The organism is Mesorhizobium sp. P2_B5, assembly GCF_056404775.1.
In genome coordinates this window covers 1-15,780 of the sequence record NZ_JBFUDJ010000008.1, presented here as the reverse complement: position 1 = coordinate 15,780, position 15,780 = coordinate 1, and the positions used below count along the sequence as shown (strand labels likewise).

Genomic DNA, 15,780 nt, shown 5'->3' with positions numbered 1-15,780 from the left:
TACTTGGAGCGGCCGAGTCCATCATCAATATGAGTGAACACATATTGGTGTTCGCCCGCTGGCCGAGGAGTTGCTAATCTCCCCCCTCGTGGGGGAGATCAGCCAACCTCAAACAATCCCGCCGCTGCCACCCGCAACCGCAGGCCGCTCCGCTGCGGCCTTCGCCCTGTATCCTGCCGCACGATAGGCGGCGACCGGATCAATGGCGCCGCCGCTCTTCAGCCGCGCCATGGCCAGGATCGGCTCGACATCGGTGCGGTAGGCGCTTTTGAGCGTTTGCGTCGCCATCAGCGCGTCATTGCCGTCCTGGAAACCTTCGAGCGCCTTGCGGTCGACCAGCAGCGCCTGCGCATAGGCGCGCTGCACCTCGACCGCCGACAGCATCAGGCTTTCGATCGGGTCGGTGACGTTGTGGCTCTGGTCGAGCATGTGGGCGGGGTCGAAACCCTCGACGCCGGAAAGCTCGGCATCGACCAGTTCGTTGAAGACGAGGAAGAGCCGGTAGGGGTCGATCGAACCGGCATCGAGATCGTCGTCGCCATATTTGGAATCGTTGAAGTGAAAGCCGCCGAGTTTTTTGAACTGGATCAGCCGCGACACGATCATCTCGATGTTGACGTTGGGCGCATGGTGGCCGAGGTCGACCAGGCAGAAGGCCTTGTCGCCGAGCTCCCTGGCGATGAGGTAGTTGGTGCCCCAATCCTGCACGACGGTGGAATAGAAGGCCGGCTCGTACATCTTGTGCTCGGTGAACAGTTTCCAGTCGGCCGGCAGGCCAGCGTAGATCTCCTTCATTGCGTCGAGATAGCGCTGGAAGGCTTTGGCGAAATTCACCTGGCCCGGGAAATTCGAACCGTCGCCGATCCACACCGTCAGCGCCTTCGAACCAAGCGTCTTGCCGATCTCGATGCATTCGAGATTGTGCTCGACCGCTTGCCGGCGCGTGCCGGCATCGGCATGCGACAGCGAGCCAAATTTGTAGGAGAGCTTCTGATCCCTGGCGTCGGAGAAGGTGTTGGAGTTCATGGCGTCGAAGCCGAGGCCGAAGCGCGAGGCCGCCTGCTTCAGCCGGTTCGGGTCGGCCTTGTCCCAAGGGATGTGCAGCGAGACGGTCGGTGTCGCCTGCGTCAACTGGCTGATGACGGCGCAGTCCTCTATCTTGTCGAAGATGTCGCGCGGCTCGCCGGCGCCGGGAAAACGGGCAAAGCGGGTGCCGCCGGTGCCGACGCCCCAGGACGGAATGGCGACGGCGAATTTCTCGACCTTATCGCGGATGGCGTCGATGGCGATGCCGCGCCGGTCGAGACGTTCGCCAAGCGAGGTGTAGTCGAGTTCGAGGTCGGGCTTGCGGGCGGCGTTGTGGCTGGCGACGAGGTCGGCGGAGATGATGGTTTCGGACAAGTGCTATTCCTCCCAAATGCGTTCGGTCAGCGCTGCCCCTCATCCGGCCTTTCGGGCCACCTTCTCCCCGTATAGTGACGGGGAGAAGGGAAGCGCTTCGACGTTAGCTCAGCGCGTAAAGCTCTGCGCGTTGCCGGCGTCGACATTGATGATGTTGCCGGTGGATTTGGCCGACATGTCGGAGGCGAAGAAATAGATCGCTTCGGCGATGTCTTCCGGGAAGACCGAGCGCTTCAGCATCGACCGCGAGCGGTAGTGCTCCTCCAGATCGTCGGTCGACATCTTGTAGGCGGCGGCGCGCTGTTCCTTCCACTCGCCGGTCCAGATTTTCGAGCCACGCAGCACGGCATCCGGATTGACGACATTGACCCGGATCTGCGCTTCCGCGCCCTCCAGCGCCAGGCAGCGGGCGAGATGGATCTCGGCGGCCTTGGCGGTGCAATAGGCGGCGGCGTTGGGCGAGGCGGCCAGGCCGTTTTTGGAGGCGACGAAGACGACATTGCCGCCGATCTTCTGGGCGCGGAACAGCCGGAAGGCTTCGCGCGAGACCAGGAAATAGCCGGTCGACAAGATGTCCATGTTCTTGTTCCACAGCGCCAGCGTGGTTTCCTCGATCGGCGCCGAGGACGCCAGGCCGGCGTTGGAGACCAGGATGTCGATGCCGCCGAACTCGACCGCCGTTTCGGCAAAGCCGGAAACGACCTGACCCTCAGAGGTAACGTTGATCAGCACCGGGCGGACGAAATCCTTGCCATAGGCCTTGGCCAGCTCGTCGTTGGCGCTGGCGAGAGCGGCTTCATCGATGTCGGCCAGCACGACGCAGGCACCCTCGCGCAGCAGCCGGTTGGCCGTTGCCCGGCCGATGCCGCCGGCGCCGCCGGTGACCAGTGCGATCTGGCCGGCTAACGACTTCGGCTTCGGTATGCGCTGTAGCTTCAGATCCTCGAGCAGCCAGTATTCGATGTCGAAGGCCTCCTGCGCGGGCAGGCCGACATAGGACGAGACTGTGGAGGCGCCGCGCATGACATTGATGGCATTGACGTAGAATTCACCCGAGATGCGGGCCGTCGCCTTGTCGCCGGCGAAGGTGAACATGCCGACGCCGGGCATCAGGTAGACGACAGCATTGGGATCGCGGATGGCGGGCGAGTCCGGGTGCTTGCAGCTGTCGTAATAGGCCTGGTAGCCGACACGATAAGCGGCAATGTCATCGGCAAGGCGCGCGATGACCGCATCGACATCAGGCTTGGCCGGATCGAACTCGATCACCAGCGGCCGGATTTTTGTTCGCAGGAAGTGATCCGGGCATGAGGTGCCGAGTGCGGCCAGCGGGCGCAAATCCCTGGAGTTGACGAATTCGAGCACGGCGGGCTGGTCGTCGAAATGACCGAGCTTGTGGCTCTTTTCCGAGATCAGGCCGCGAATCCTCGGCATCAGTTTCGCCGCAATGGCGCGGCGCTCAGTAGCATCGAGCGACTTCACCGCTTCGCCGCCGAAGATCGCGAGACCCTCGGAGCGGCGCTCGAACCATTCGATCGCCTGGTTGATTACCGAAATCGTCGTCTCGTAGCATTCCTTGGGTGTGTCGCCCCAGGTGAACAGGCCGTGGCTTTCGAGAATGACGCCTTTGGCCTCGGGATGTTCGACGCAGAATTTTTCCAGCCACAGGCCGAGTTCGAAGCCCGGCCGCTTCCACGGCAGCCAGCCGATGGCGTCGCCGAAGATCTCCCTGGTCAGCGCTTTGGAGTCCTTGGCGGCGGCAATGGCGATGATGGCATCGGGATGCATGTGGTCGACAAAAGGCTTCGGCACATAGGCATGCAGCGGCGTGTCGATCGAGGCCGCGCGCGGATTGAGGTTGAAGGTGCAGTGGGGGAGGTAGCCCACCATCTCGTCCTCATGCTCTACGCCGCGATAAAGGCCTTTCAGCCCCTGCAGTTTGTCCATGTAGAGCGTGGCGAAACCGTCCAGCTTGATCGAGGCGCTGTCGCCGCCCGAGCCCTTGACCCAGAGCACTTCGACCTCGGCGCCGGTGAGCGGATCTTTCTGCCATATCTTCGAGGAGGTGTTGCCGCCGCCATAGTTGGTGACGCGCTTGTCGGACCCAAGCGTGTTCGAACGATAGACCAGAAGCTCAGGCCCGCTCAGCCCCTTCGCCTTCGCGTCGTCCCACAGATTGGCAAGGCGCGAGCCGGAGCGCTTGTCGAGCATGATTATCCTCCCTGGGACGCAAAAGGCGCGATCCATTTTGCCGGAAATGTCTACGCAAGCACGCTGCTTGTCAATCACAAACGATCAATATCGATCATATTGCACTGCACAATGAAATTATATGATCGGAAATGATTGACACTGGTTGTTTTCTAGTGCCTCATGACCATGCAGGGAGGAACCATGCACGAAAAAGAGCGCCACAGGATCATTCTGTCCGCCGTCCAGGAAAAGCCTGTGGTGACGGTGCAGGAGATGGTCGACCTGACGGACTCGTCCGAGGCGACGATCCGGCGCGATATCGCAGCCCTTCACGTGCAAAAGCGCCTGCGCCGGGTGCGCGGCGGCGCCGAGGCAATCTCGCCTCCACAGTTCATCGGCCTCGCCGGCCGGCCCTTTTCCGTCAACGAAACGCTGAATGCGTCGCAGAAGCGGGCGATTGCGCGAGAGGCGGTCGAGCTGTGCAAGGACGGCGAGCCGATCATCATCAACGGCGGCACCACCACCTTCCAGATGGTGCATTTCCTGACCGGACGCCGCATGCCGATCTTCACCAACTCGTTCCCGATCGCCGAGCATCTGCTCAAGCATTCGAAGAACACGGTGATGCTGTCGGGCGGCACGATCTACCGCGAACAGAACATCATCCTGTCGCCCTTCGACAATGACGTGACGCGCAATTTCTATGCACGCCGCATGTTCATGGGTGCGCAGGGGCTCGGCCCGCTCGGCCTGATGGAAGGCGATCCGCTGCTGATCCAGGCGGAGCAGAAACTGATCGACCAGGCCGACGAGCTGGTGGTGCTGGTCGATTCCTCGAAATTCCGCCAGCGCTCCAGCCTGATCCTGTGCGGGCTCAAGCGCATCGCCACGGTCATCACCGATGACGGCATCGAGGACCGCGAAGCCAACATGCTGGAAAACGCGGGGGTGACGCTGATCGTTGCCCGCAAGTCGGCAAAGGAAGAATCTTCGCTGCAGGCCTGAGGCCGACCTCACGCCCGCAGCGACGATGGAATGCAACACTCAAGGGAGGAATATCAGATGAGCTTTTTGAAAAAACTGATGGTGACGGCCGCGTTCTCGGCCGCCATGTTTGTGAATGCCGCCTATGCCGAGAACGTCAAGATCGCGCTGGTGGTGAAGTCGCTCGGCAACGGCTTCTTCGACGCCGCCAACAAGGGCGCCGAAGAGGCGGCCAAGGAACTCGGCGATGTCGACATCATCTACACCGGCCCGACCAAGGCGACCGCCGAAGCGCAGATCGAAGTGGTCAATTCGCTGATCGCACAGAAGGTCAACGCTATCGCCATTTCGGCGAATGACGCCGACGCGCTGGTGCCAGTGCTGAAGAAGGCCATGGAGCGCGGTATCACCGTCATCTCGTGGGATTCCGGCGTCGCCAAGGAAGGCCGCCAGTTGCACCTCAACCCGTCCGACACCGGCCTGATCGGTGAGACCATCATCAAGCTTGCCGCCGACTATCTGCCGGAGGGCGGCGAAGTCGCCATCCTGTCGGCATCGTCGACCGCGACCAACCAGAATGCCTGGATCGATGCGGCCAAGAAAATCCTGCCGGAGAAGTTCCCCAAGATCAAACTCGTCGCCACCGTCTATGGCGATGACGACTCGGCCAAGAGCACCGACGAAGCCAAGGGTCTGCTGAAATCCTATCCGAACCTCAAGGCGATCATCGCGCCGACCACCGTCGGCGTCGTCGCCGCCGCCCAGGTTGTCACCGACGCAAACCTGATCGGCAAGGTCAATGTCACCGGCCTGGCGCTGCCGTCGGAGTTCAAGAAGTTCATCGACAATGGTTCCAGCCAGGCGGTCGCGCTGTGGAACCCGATCGACCTCGGCTACTCCGCCGTCTACCTCGCCCATGACCTGGCGGTGAAGAAGGAAGAGGCAAAGCCGGGCGCAACACTGTCGATCGGCCGCGTCGGCAAGGTCACGCTCGACGACTCCAACTCGGCTGCGATGGCTCCGCCCTTCCAGTTCGACAAGTCGAACATCGAGAAGTTCTCCAAGATCTATTGATCTGGAGCGCCAGTACCCTCCCCCTTGTGGGGAGGGTCGGCGAGGCGGTCTTGCGAAGCAAAACCGGCGAGACGGGGTGGGGGTGGCGACATCTCCACGTGCCAGGACCTTGATATGCTAGTAGACCCCGCTCACATCGTTCGCGACCCTCCCCACAAGGGGGAGGGTAAGGCTACCCCGCGCCTGACGCTGTCCGGCGTCTCCAAAAGCTTTCCCGGCGTGCGCGCGCTGCACAATGTCAGCCTGTCGCTTTACCCCGGCCAGGTGACCGCGCTGATCGGCGAGAACGGCGCCGGCAAGTCGACGCTGGTCAAGATCATGACCGGCATCTACCAGCCCGACACCGGCACGATCAGCATTGACGGCCAGCCGGTGACCTTGCCCAGCGCTCATGCCGCCTTCGGCCATGGCGTCACCGCCATTCATCAGGAAACCGTGCTGTTCGACGATTTGACGGTCGCCGAAAATATCTTTCTCGGCCATGCGCCGCGCACACGGTTCGGCACCATCGACTGGCGCACGATGCGCAAGAATGCACGCGAAGTGCTCGACACCATGCATGCCGGCCATATCGACGCCGATGCGCGGCTGAAGGACCTCGGCATCGCCAACAAGCACCTGGTCGCGGTGGCGCGGGCCATGTCGATCGACGCGCAGATCGTCATCATGGACGAGCCGACCGCGGCGCTCTCGATGAAGGAGATCGAGGAGCTGTTTTTGCTGATCGAATTCCTCAAGGAGGAAGGCAAGGCGATCCTGTTCATCAGCCACAAGTTCGACGAGATATATCGCATTGCCGACCGCTACACGGTGTTCCGCGATGGCGAGATGGTCGGCGAAGGGCTGATCAAGGATGCCGGCCAGAGCCAGATCGTGCGCATGATGGTCGGCCGCTCCGTCGATCACATCTTTCCGCAGCGCAAGGCCGAGATCGGCGCGCCGGTGCTGTCGGTCTCCGGCCTGTCGCACCCGACCGAATTCAACGATATCGGCTTCGAGCTGCACAGAGGCGAGATCCTCGGTTTCTATGGCCTTGTCGGCGCCGGGCGCAGCGAGGTGATGCAGGCGATTTCAGGCATAACCCGCATATCGGGCGGCACGATCATACTGGAAGGCAAGGCGATCGCGCCAAGATCGGCGGCGGATTCGATCGAAGCCGGCATCGTCTACGTGCCGGAGGAACGTGGCAAGCAAGGCGTGGTGATCGGCCTGCCGATCTTCCAGAATGTCTCGCTGCCTTCGCTCAAGCGAACATCCAAATCCGGCCTGCTGCGGCTGGCGGAAGAATTTTCGCTCGCCCGCTCCTACACCGAGCGGCTGGACCTGCGCGCCTCCTCACTCAGCCAGGATGTCGGCACGTTGTCGGGCGGCAACCAGCAGAAGATCGTCATCGCCAAATGGCTGGCGACCGCGCCCAAGGTGATCATCCTGGATGAGCCGACCAAAGGCATCGATATCGGCTCCAAGGCCGCCGTGCACGGCTTCATGGCCGAGTTGGTGGCGCAAGGCCTGTCGGTGATCATGGTGTCGTCGGAACTGCCCGAAATCCTCGGCATGTCCGACCGGGTCGTCGTCATGCGCGAAGGCCTGGTTGCGGCGGTCTATGACAATAAGGGGCTGGACGCCGAAGCGCTGGTCAGGACGGCAGCGGGGATCGCGGCATGAAGGCTCTCCTGAAATACCGCGAGATCTGGCTGGCGGCGGCCATCGTCGTTTTGATCGGCCTGATCTCGACACGCTTCCCGGCCTTCGCCGACCCCGGCAATCTCGGCCAGGTGTTCAACGACACCTCGATCCTGATGATCCTGGCTCTGGGACAGATGGTGGTCATCCTGACGCGGTCGATCGACCTGTCGATGGCCTCCAACCTGTGCTTCACCGGCATGGTGGTGGCGATGCTGAACGCAGCGCATCCGGCGATCCCGATCCCACTGCTGATCGTCATTGCACTCGCGGTCGGGCTGGTGCTTGGCGCCATCAACGGCCTGCTGGTGTGGCGGCTGAACATCCCTTCGATCGTGGTGACTTTGGGCACGCTTACCATCTATCGCGGCGCCACTTTCGTCCTGTCCGGTGGCGCCTGGGTCAATGCCGACAAGATGAGCCCCGACTTCATCGGCTTCCAACGGGCGGCCTTCCTCGGCATTCCGGTGCTGTCGTGGATCGCCATCCTGGTCATCGCGCTGTTTTTCATCCTGATGACACGGACCGCGCTCGGCCGCTCGATCTACGCCATCGGCGTCAACCCGACGGCGTCGGTCTATGCCGGCATCGACGTCGGTCGCACCAAATTCATCGTCTTCTGCATCTCCGGCATGATCGGTGGCCTCGCCGGCTATCTCTGGATCTCGCGCTATGTCATCGCCTCGGTCGAGGTCGCCAATGGCTATGAGCTCAACATCATCGCCGCCTGTGTCATCGGCGGCATCTCGATCGCCGGCGGCATCGGCTCGGTCGGCGGCGCGGTGCTGGGCGCGCTGTTCCTCGGCATTATTTCCAACGCACTGCCGGTCATCAACATCTCGCCCTTCTGGCAGATGGCGATTTCGGGCAGCGCCATCATTCTGGCCGTCGTGCTCAACGCGCGCGGCGAACGCCAGCAAGGTCGTATCATCCTGCGGAAAGCGGAGGCGGCATGAGCGACATTCCGGCCCCGCGCCACATCCCCGACCGGCTCGACAAGCCGCTCTCCTCGGCGATCTTTTCCTGGGAAGCACTGCTGGTCGTGGTGGCGGTCGCGATCTTTGCCGTCAACAGTTTCGCCTCGCCCTATTTCCTCGACGCCTACTCGCTGTCGGATCTGACCTTCAATTTCACTGAGAAGGGCCTCATCGCCTTTGCCATGGCGCTGCTGATTATTTCGGGCGAGATCGACCTTTCGGTCGCCGCTATCATCGCGCTCGCGTCGACCATAATGGGCATGGCGGTGCAGGCCGGCGCGGACACACCTGTGCTGGTGCTGATAGGCATCGTCGTCGGGCTTGGCTGCGGCGCCTTCAACGGGCTATTGGTGACCCGACTTGGCCTGCCATCCATCGTTGTCACCATCGGCACGATGAGCCTGTTTCGCGGCATCGCCTTCATCATCCTCGGCGACCAGGCCTACAAGGGCTACCCCGAGAGCTTCGCGTTCTTCGGCCAGGGTTACGTCTGGTGGGTGGTGTCGTTCGAGCTGGTGTTGTTCCTCATAGCGGCGATGATCTACTGGTTCCTGCTGCATCGCACCAGTTTCGGCCGCCGCGTCTTCGCCATCGGCAACAACCCGGTCGCCGCACAGTTTTCCGGCGTGCGCGTCGACCGCATCAAATTCATCCTGTTTTGCCTGACCGGGCTGATGGCGGGCATCGCCTCGGTGCTGATCACCTCGCGTCTCGGCTCGACGCGGCCGTCGATCGCGCAGGGGTATGAGCTCGAAGTCATCACCATGGTGGTGCTCGGCGGCGTCAGCATTCTGGGCGGCTCCGGCAGCATTTTGGGCGTCGTGCTCGCCGCCTTCATCATGGGGCTGGTGACCTTCGGGCTCGGCCTGCTCAATGTACCCGGCATCGTCATGTCGATCTTCATCGGCCTGCTGCTGATCATCGTCATCGCGCTGCCGATCGTCTGGCGGCGGCTGCGTGGTGTCAGCTGATGTCTGAGAAATACGCTTTCAAGATGCAGCTTAAGCCCGGCATGAAGGCCGAGTACAAAAAGCGCCATGACGAGATCTGGCCGTCGCTGGTCGCGCTGCTGAAGCAAGCCGGCGTCTCCGACTATTCGATCCATCTCGACGAAGAGACAGGCATATTGTTCGGCGTGCTGTGGCGGCGCGACGATCATGGCATGGCCGACCTGCCGAAACATCCGGTTATGCAGCGCTGGTGGGCCCACATGGCCGACATCATGGAAACGAAGCCCGACAACGAGCCGGTGGCCGTGCAGCTGGAAACAGTGTTCCATATGGCATGAGTGGGCTCCGCCACATCGCCGTCATCGACATCGGCAAGACCAACGCCAAGGTGGCGCTGGTCGATCTCGTCACGCTGAGCGAGGTGGCTTTGCGCCGGATGGCCAATGCGCCGCTGCGGCAGCCGCCCTACCCGCATCACGATGTCGAGGCGCTATGGACATTCATCCTCAACAGCCTGGCCAGCCTCAACCGCGAACAGCGCATCGACGCCATTTCGATCACCACCCATGGCGCAACAGGCGTGCTGGTCGACGCTTCTGGTGAACTGGTGCTGCCGGTGCTCGACTACGAGTTCTACGGACCCGACAGGCTGGCGGCGGAGTATGACGCGATCCGTCCGCCCTTCACTGAAACCGGGACTCCGCGTCTGCCCCTCGGCCTCAATCTGGGTGCGCAATTCTTCTGGCAGCATCAGCGTTTTCCCGCCGAAGTTGCCAAGGCCGCTGCGATGCTGATGTACCCGCAATACTGGGCGCTACGCCTGACCGGCGTCGCCGCCAATGAGGTGACCTCGCTCGGCTGCCACACCGATCTGTGGGATCCGTGGACAGCCGATTTTTCGTCGATGGTCGACAGCCTGAAATGGCGCAGCCTGATGGCGCCGGTGCGGTCGGCCAGGGATCGTCTCGGGCCGATCCTGCCGGCGCTTGCCGCGCGAACCGGGCTTGGCCCGCAGACGCCAGTCTTTTGCGGCTTGCACGATTCCAATGCCTCGCTGCTGCCGCATCTTCTCTCCGACAAGCCGCCCTTTTCCGTCGTCTCGACCGGCACCTGGGTGGTGTCGATGGCCGTCGGCGGCAGGGAGATTGCACTCGATGCGGCGCGCGACACGCTGGTCAATGTCAGCGCGCTGGGCGCTCCCGTGCCCTCGGCCCGCTTCATGGGTGGCCGTGAGTTTTCCCTGCTGACCAAGGACAAACCGCAGGATTGCAGCGGCAGCGATGTGCTCGCCGTTCTGGCAAGAAAAATGCTGCTCCTGCCGTCGACCCAGCGGGGATCGGGGCCATTCCCGCACCATGCCGCGGTATGGCTTCATGCCGACGGCATCAGCAAGGGCGAGCGGTTCGCCGCCATCTCGTTCTATCTGGCGCTAATGACGGCCACCTGCCTCGAGCTGATCGGCGCCGACGGTCCGACCACCGTGGAGGGACCGTTTGCCCGCAACCGCCTCTTTGTCGGCATGCTGGCAGCAGCGACCGGGCGTACCGTCATCGCCTCCGAGGCGGCCACCGGCACCAGCATCGGCGCTGCACTGCTGGCAACGGATCAGGGAACAACGCACGGCAAAGGCGAGAGAATAGAGCCGCAGACCGACCCGGTCTGGCCAAACTATGTCAGCGCGTGGCGCGCGGCTGTACGAGCGCAGGGCTGATCACAAAATCCGCTTGCCGAAGGCCGACATGACGAAGTTGACCACGTCTGTGCCGATCCTTGGCTCAAGATCGGCGGTCAGGCCCGAGACATCCATCGACAGCAGGCCGCCGGAGAGCGAGATCGCTTCCATCGCCTGATGCGTTTCGCGCACCGTCAGTCCGCCAGAGCCTGCTGCCCAGCCGGCGAATTCGGTGACTGTGGGCGAGTAGCTGACATGGAAGCCTTGCGTTCCCGAGGTGGCGATGCGGATCGCCTCATGCATCAGGTCGCGCATGCCCATGGCGTCGATGTCGGTCATCGTGAAGGCCGAGACGCGCGAATCCTTCAGCACCCTCGCTTCGGCCGGATCGGCGTGGCGCAGGCCGATGATGACGACATTTTCCGGCGACAGCTGCGGCTGCAGCGCGCCCGCCTTGTGGTCGAGACCGAGTGTACGCGCCAGCACAGAGGCTTCCGGCAGATCTCTGCCCTCTTCATCCTCAGGCATCAACGCGGCGATGGAATCGATCCAGATCAGGCCGAAGGAATGCGTCGCGCGCGCCGTCGCGGTCAGTGCCTTGTGGGCGATACGGCGGTCGGCGCCGGCAGCGAGCCGGATCAAGCCCGATGGCGGGCGCTCGACATCGGCGAGTTCCACCACATCGAAGTTCATCGCCTCCAGCCGCGCGCCGGTTCCCTCTCGCGCAAGGATGCCGGCGGCTTCTAGTTCGGCCGAGATCGACACCATCTTGCGGCCGGAGAAATCCGCCACGTCGTGCATCGGCGCCTTCTCGACATATTCCGACGTCATCGCCAAAAGCATGGCGCCATAGTTCATGCGGAAGGCGACGCGGTCACCGACGGCGGGGCGCGGATCGGCGTCCTGCACGTCGAGCAGCAGATGGTCGCTGGAGGCGCCGAGTACGCGTATGCCCTTGGCGATCGGCGTCAGCCCTTCGACCAGCACGTCCTCGCGGCCGATATTGGCGATGGCGCGGAGCCGGTCGCCCTCGTCGGGGAAGACCGGCTGATTACCGAAAGCGTCGTAGCCGGATTCACCGATCGGCCGCGACGGCTTGAGCTTGACCTCGATGATATCGCTGGTCAGCCGGCAGGCATCGGGTTCGAGTTCCGGCCACGGAACATCGCGGAAGGTCTCGATGCCGCCTTGCAGGATCGCCTCGCCGACCCTGAGATTGTTGATGCCGGCGGGAAGCTTGCCTTCGAGCAGCAGTGTCAGCGATGACGAGGCGCCGCCGGAAATGAAGTCGAGGCTTTTGCCGGACAGGCGCTCAGTCTTGTAGGCATGGGCGACGAGCTGGCCGAGATTTTCCGGCGTCGGCATGATGGCGCCGAAGCAGCCGAGATTGGTGCCGATGCCAGCAATGCGCACGCCCTTGAATTGCAGGATCTGCTCGACGGTGGGGATGAGGTCGCTCGGCCAGATGCCTTCGCGGAGATCGCCGAGATCGATCATCAGCATGATGTCGTGGACGCGGCACATGCGCTCGGCGATGCGCGAGATCTCGCGGATCGTGGTCAGCTCGGACTGCAGGCTGATGTCGACGGTGCGCACCACCTCCTCGACACGCGCCATCGGCGGGCTGCGCAGCAGCATGATCGGCGCATTGATGCCGCTGTCGCGCAGCCGGCGGATGTTTTCAAAACGCGATTCGGCGATGCCAGCAACACCGCCGCGCAACATGGCGCGCGCCACTTGCGGCATGCCGCACGTGCCCTTGGTGACGCCGAACACCTTGATGCCTGACAGCGCGCAGCGCTCGACGATCGTGCGCGCATTGCGCTCGATGCGGCCAAGGTCGATGGCGACTTGCGGTCCCGACATCGCCTAGCCTCCGTAGACCAGCCCTTGCGGGTCGATCTCCGGCTTGCGGCCGGCGATGAGGTCGGCCAGGAATTTGCCGGAGCCGCAGGCCATGGTCCAGCCGACATGACCGTGGCCGGTGTCGAGATAGAGGTTTTTGTAGCGCGCCTGGCCGATGACCGGCACGGAGTTCGGCATCATTGGCCGCAGACCCGCCCAGAGCACCGCCTTTTTCTCGTCGAAGGCGTCGGGGAACAGGTCCTTGCCGGTCCGGAACATGGCGGCGAAGTCGCTTGGACGATGGGTGCGGTCGAAGCCGGTGAATTCGGCGGTCGAAGCGAGCCGCAAGCGGTTGCCCAGCCTGGAATAGGCGATCAATTGGTCCTCGTCGGCGCCGCCCATGGTCGGACCCTTGCTTTCGTCCTCCAGCGGAATGGTCGCGGTGTACCCTTTCACCGGATAGACCGGCAAGTCGATGCCGTAGCGGCGGCCGAGCAGACCGCTCTCCGGCCCCATCGAGATGACCACGGCATCACCTGCGATGGGACCGGCCGAGGTCATCACTGCACGTACGCGGTCGCCTTCGATATCGAGGCCCTCGACCGTCGTGCCATAGAGAAATTTTACGCCGAGCTTTTCGGTGGCGTGCGCGGCGAGCTTTTCGACGAACAGCCTGGAATCGCCCGTCTGGTCGATCGGCGAATAGACGCCGCCGGCGATCTTTTCCTTCACCCCGGCAAGGCCCGGCTCCAGCTCGATCAGCCGGTCGCGGCCGACGATCTCGATCGGCAGGCCGTGTTCGGCGAGATAGCGATAATTGTCGGTGCCGGTGTCGAGGCTGTGCTGCGAGCGGAAGAAATAGAGGATGCCCTTCTTGCGCTCGTCATAGTGGATGCGGGTGTCGGCCGAGATGGCGTTGATGCAGTCGCGCGAATAGAGCGCCAGCCGCAATTTGACCCGGCTGTTGGCGCGCAGCCGCGCCACCGTGCACTGGCGCAGGAAGCGCAGGCTCCAGGCGAGGAAATAGGGATCGAAGCGCAGCCTGACCTTGATGCCGAGATCATGGTTCCAGAGCGCGCGCAAAAACGTCTTGAGCGCCGCCGGCGAGGCCCAGGCGGTGGCGTCACCGGGCGAGACCAGGCCAGCATTGGACTGGCTGGTGCCCCGCGCCGGCGCCGGATGCCGCTCGATCACGGTGACCTCGTGGCCGTCGGCGGCCAGATAATAGGCGGCCGCCGTACCGACAACGCCGGCCCCGAGCACCGTTATCCTCATGCCGTTCCCCCAAGCTCTTCGCGGCGCAGCGCCTCCACGCTTTGCTTGCGAATGCCTTCAATAGCGCTTCGCCGCGCGCCTTGCGAGCCCTTGGGCGGACCTGGCTCAGCCCCGCGCTGAGTTCTTGCCGGTCAGGATGCGCTCCCAGGCGAGCGCATCAGTGACGATCTGATCGAGATCGTCGCGTTGCGGGGTCCAGCCGAGTTCGGCGCGGGCAAGATCCGAATTGGCGACCACGGCGGCGGCGTCGCCCGGACGGCGGTCGCCCATCTTGACCTCAAAATCCCGGCCGAAGGCGCGGCGCACGCTGTCGATGACCTCGAGCACTGAATAGCCATGGCTGTAGCCGCAATTGGCGACGAGGCTCTGTCCCCCGGCGCGCAGCCGCTCCAGCGCCAGGCGATGCGCCGCGGCCAGGTCGCTGACATGGATGTAGTCGCGCATGCAGGTGCCGTCCGGCGTTGGATAGTCGGTGCCGAACACCTGCATGAAGGGACGCTTGCCGAGCGCGGTCTCACAGGCGACCTTGATCAGATGAGTGGCGCCCGGGGTCGACTGGCCAGTGCGGCCCTTGGGATCGGCGCCGGCGACATTGAAATAGCGCAACGCCGTGTAGCGCAAGGGATGGGCAAGCGCTGCATCGCGCAGCATCCATTCGCTCATCAGCTTGGACAGGCCGTAGGGCGATTCCGGCGCCAGGCGGGCATCCTCGCGCACCGGCTCAAGGCCGGCGCCACCATAAACGGCGGCCGTCGAAGAGAAGATGAAATGCGGCACGCCCTCACGCACCGCGGTTTCGATCAGCGTGCGGGTCTTTGAGGTGTTGTTCTCGTAATAGGCGAGCGGATCGGCAACCGATTCGGGAACCACGATGGAGCCGGCGAAATGGATGATCGCGTCGACCCTGTTCTCGCGGATGATCTGGCCGACCAATTCCCTGTCGGCAACATCGCCGACGACCAGTCTGGCCTCGGGCGCAACCGCCCATTCGAAGCCGGTGGAAAGCCGGTCGAGAACGACGACGCTCTCACCGGCATCCAGCAGTTCCCAGACCATGTGGCTGCCGATATAGCCGGCGCCGCCCGTTACCAAAACCGTCATCCGCGTCCTCTTTTGCTCATGATTTATCGGAAACTGTCTCAATGACCGCCTTACTGGAAAGCCTGCGGCAAGGCCATTAGAAACGCCTGAATGTTAAATCCGTAACAGTCTCACCGGCCTGTGGCATGGAAACAAAATTGATCCACATCAAGGGAATAGGCCACGATCTGGGATCGTTAGGAACAGGCTTGGGGCGTGGCATTTTGACCAAACAGGCCAGGTGGACGACGAATGGGCCAATGATTATGATCCCGCGCAAAACTGGGAAGGCGATATGAACTATCAGCGGTTCTTCGAGGAAGCGATCGACCAGCTTCATGCCGAGCGGCGCTACCGCGTCTTCGCCGATCTCGAGCGCATTGTCGGCAAGTTTCCGCGCGCCATCTGGCGTTCCAATGGCCGCGCCGAGGAAATCACCGTCTGGTGCTCCAACGACTATCTCGGCATGGGCCAGAATCCCGATGTCATCGCCGCGTTCCAGAACGCGGCCGGCAAGATGGGCTCTGGCGCCGGCGGCACCCGCAACATTTCAGGTACCAGCAACCCGCTGGTCGAGCTCGAAGTGGAACTTGCCGACCTGCACGACAAGGAAGCGGCCCTGGTCTTCACCTCCGGCTTCGTCTCC

The 15,780-nt window shown here is 63.1% G+C and carries 13 protein-coding genes; 8 read left to right on the top strand and 5 right to left on the bottom strand.

Going from position 1 to position 15,780, the window contains the following annotated elements:
- Window positions 1-108: 108 nt before the first annotated feature.
- Window positions 109-1,401: an L-rhamnose catabolism isomerase gene (rhaI, locus tag AC1D1N_RS23120; RefSeq protein WP_477351266.1), complete on the bottom strand. Its 1,293-nt coding sequence runs from the start codon at window positions 1,399-1,401 to the stop codon at window positions 109-111.
- A 108-nt stretch (window positions 1,402-1,509) separates the two neighbouring features.
- On the bottom strand, window positions 1,510-3,612 hold the full coding sequence (locus AC1D1N_RS23115) for a bifunctional rhamnulose-1-phosphate aldolase/short-chain dehydrogenase (RefSeq protein ID WP_436258024.1): 2,103 nt from the start codon (window positions 3,610-3,612) through the stop codon (window positions 1,510-1,512).
- A gap of 183 nt (window positions 3,613-3,795) precedes the next feature.
- Here AC1D1N_RS23115 and AC1D1N_RS23110 point away from each other — a divergent pair, with 183 nt between their 5' ends.
- The 7 genes from AC1D1N_RS23110 (at window position 3,796) to AC1D1N_RS23080 (ending at window position 10,973) form a co-directional block, all read left to right on the top strand.
- Window positions 3,796-4,599, top strand: coding sequence for a DeoR/GlpR family DNA-binding transcription regulator (locus tag AC1D1N_RS23110; RefSeq protein WP_112561997.1), 804 nt, complete (start codon window positions 3,796-3,798; stop codon window positions 4,597-4,599).
- Window positions 4,600-4,656: 57 nt separating this feature from the next.
- Window positions 4,657-5,652 carry a rhamnose ABC transporter substrate-binding protein gene (gene rhaS, locus AC1D1N_RS23105; protein WP_023669661.1) on the top strand — a complete coding sequence of 332 codons (996 nt, stop codon included), beginning with the start codon at window positions 4,657-4,659 and terminating at the stop codon, window positions 5,650-5,652.
- Between the two features lie 114 nt (window positions 5,653-5,766).
- The gene (locus AC1D1N_RS23100) at window positions 5,767-7,317 is read left to right on the top strand and encodes a sugar ABC transporter ATP-binding protein (RefSeq protein ID WP_477351263.1); all 1,551 of its coding nucleotides are present in this window, start codon (window positions 5,767-5,769) and stop codon (window positions 7,315-7,317) included.
- The gene (locus AC1D1N_RS23095) at window positions 7,314-8,291 is read left to right on the top strand and encodes an ABC transporter permease (protein WP_112561878.1); all 978 of its coding nucleotides are present in this window, start codon (window positions 7,314-7,316) and stop codon (window positions 8,289-8,291) included. The genes AC1D1N_RS23100 and AC1D1N_RS23095 overlap by 4 nt, the downstream gene beginning before the upstream one ends.
- A complete protein-coding gene (locus tag AC1D1N_RS23090; protein WP_477351261.1) occupies window positions 8,288-9,283 on the top strand; it encodes an ABC transporter permease in 996 nt (331 codons plus the stop codon). Before AC1D1N_RS23095 ends, AC1D1N_RS23090 begins: the two co-directional genes overlap by 4 nt.
- Entirely contained in the window at window positions 9,283-9,600 is a 318-nt protein-coding gene (gene rhaM / locus AC1D1N_RS23085; RefSeq protein WP_477351259.1) for an L-rhamnose mutarotase, read from the top strand. Before AC1D1N_RS23090 ends, rhaM begins: the two co-directional genes overlap by 1 nt.
- Window positions 9,597-10,973 carry an FGGY-family carbohydrate kinase gene (locus tag AC1D1N_RS23080; protein ID WP_477351257.1) on the top strand — a complete coding sequence of 459 codons (1,377 nt, stop codon included), beginning with the start codon at window positions 9,597-9,599 and terminating at the stop codon, window positions 10,971-10,973. The genes rhaM and AC1D1N_RS23080 overlap by 4 nt, the downstream gene beginning before the upstream one ends.
- Here AC1D1N_RS23080 and AC1D1N_RS23075 read toward each other — a convergent pair whose 3' ends face one another.
- The 3 genes from AC1D1N_RS23075 to galE all read right to left on the bottom strand — a co-directional run bounded on the left by AC1D1N_RS23075 (window position 10,974) and on the right by galE (window position 15,155).
- The gene (locus AC1D1N_RS23075; RefSeq protein WP_477351256.1) at window positions 10,974-12,800 is read right to left on the bottom strand and encodes an alanine racemase; all 1,827 of its coding nucleotides are present in this window, start codon (window positions 12,798-12,800) and stop codon (window positions 10,974-10,976) included.
- A 3-nt stretch (window positions 12,801-12,803) separates the two neighbouring features.
- Window positions 12,804-14,054, bottom strand: coding sequence for a D-amino acid dehydrogenase (locus AC1D1N_RS23070; protein ID WP_112561873.1), 1,251 nt, complete (start codon window positions 14,052-14,054; stop codon window positions 12,804-12,806).
- Window positions 14,055-14,159: 105 nt separating this feature from the next.
- On the bottom strand, window positions 14,160-15,155 hold the full coding sequence (galE, locus tag AC1D1N_RS23065; protein WP_112561872.1) for a UDP-glucose 4-epimerase GalE: 996 nt from the start codon (window positions 15,153-15,155) through the stop codon (window positions 14,160-14,162).
- A gap of 274 nt (window positions 15,156-15,429) precedes the next feature.
- Here galE and AC1D1N_RS23060 point away from each other — a divergent pair.
- Window positions 15,430-15,780, top strand: a 351-nt coding sequence (locus AC1D1N_RS23060; RefSeq protein WP_477351253.1) for an aminotransferase class I/II-fold pyridoxal phosphate-dependent enzyme, incomplete at its 3' end; no start/stop codon positions are given.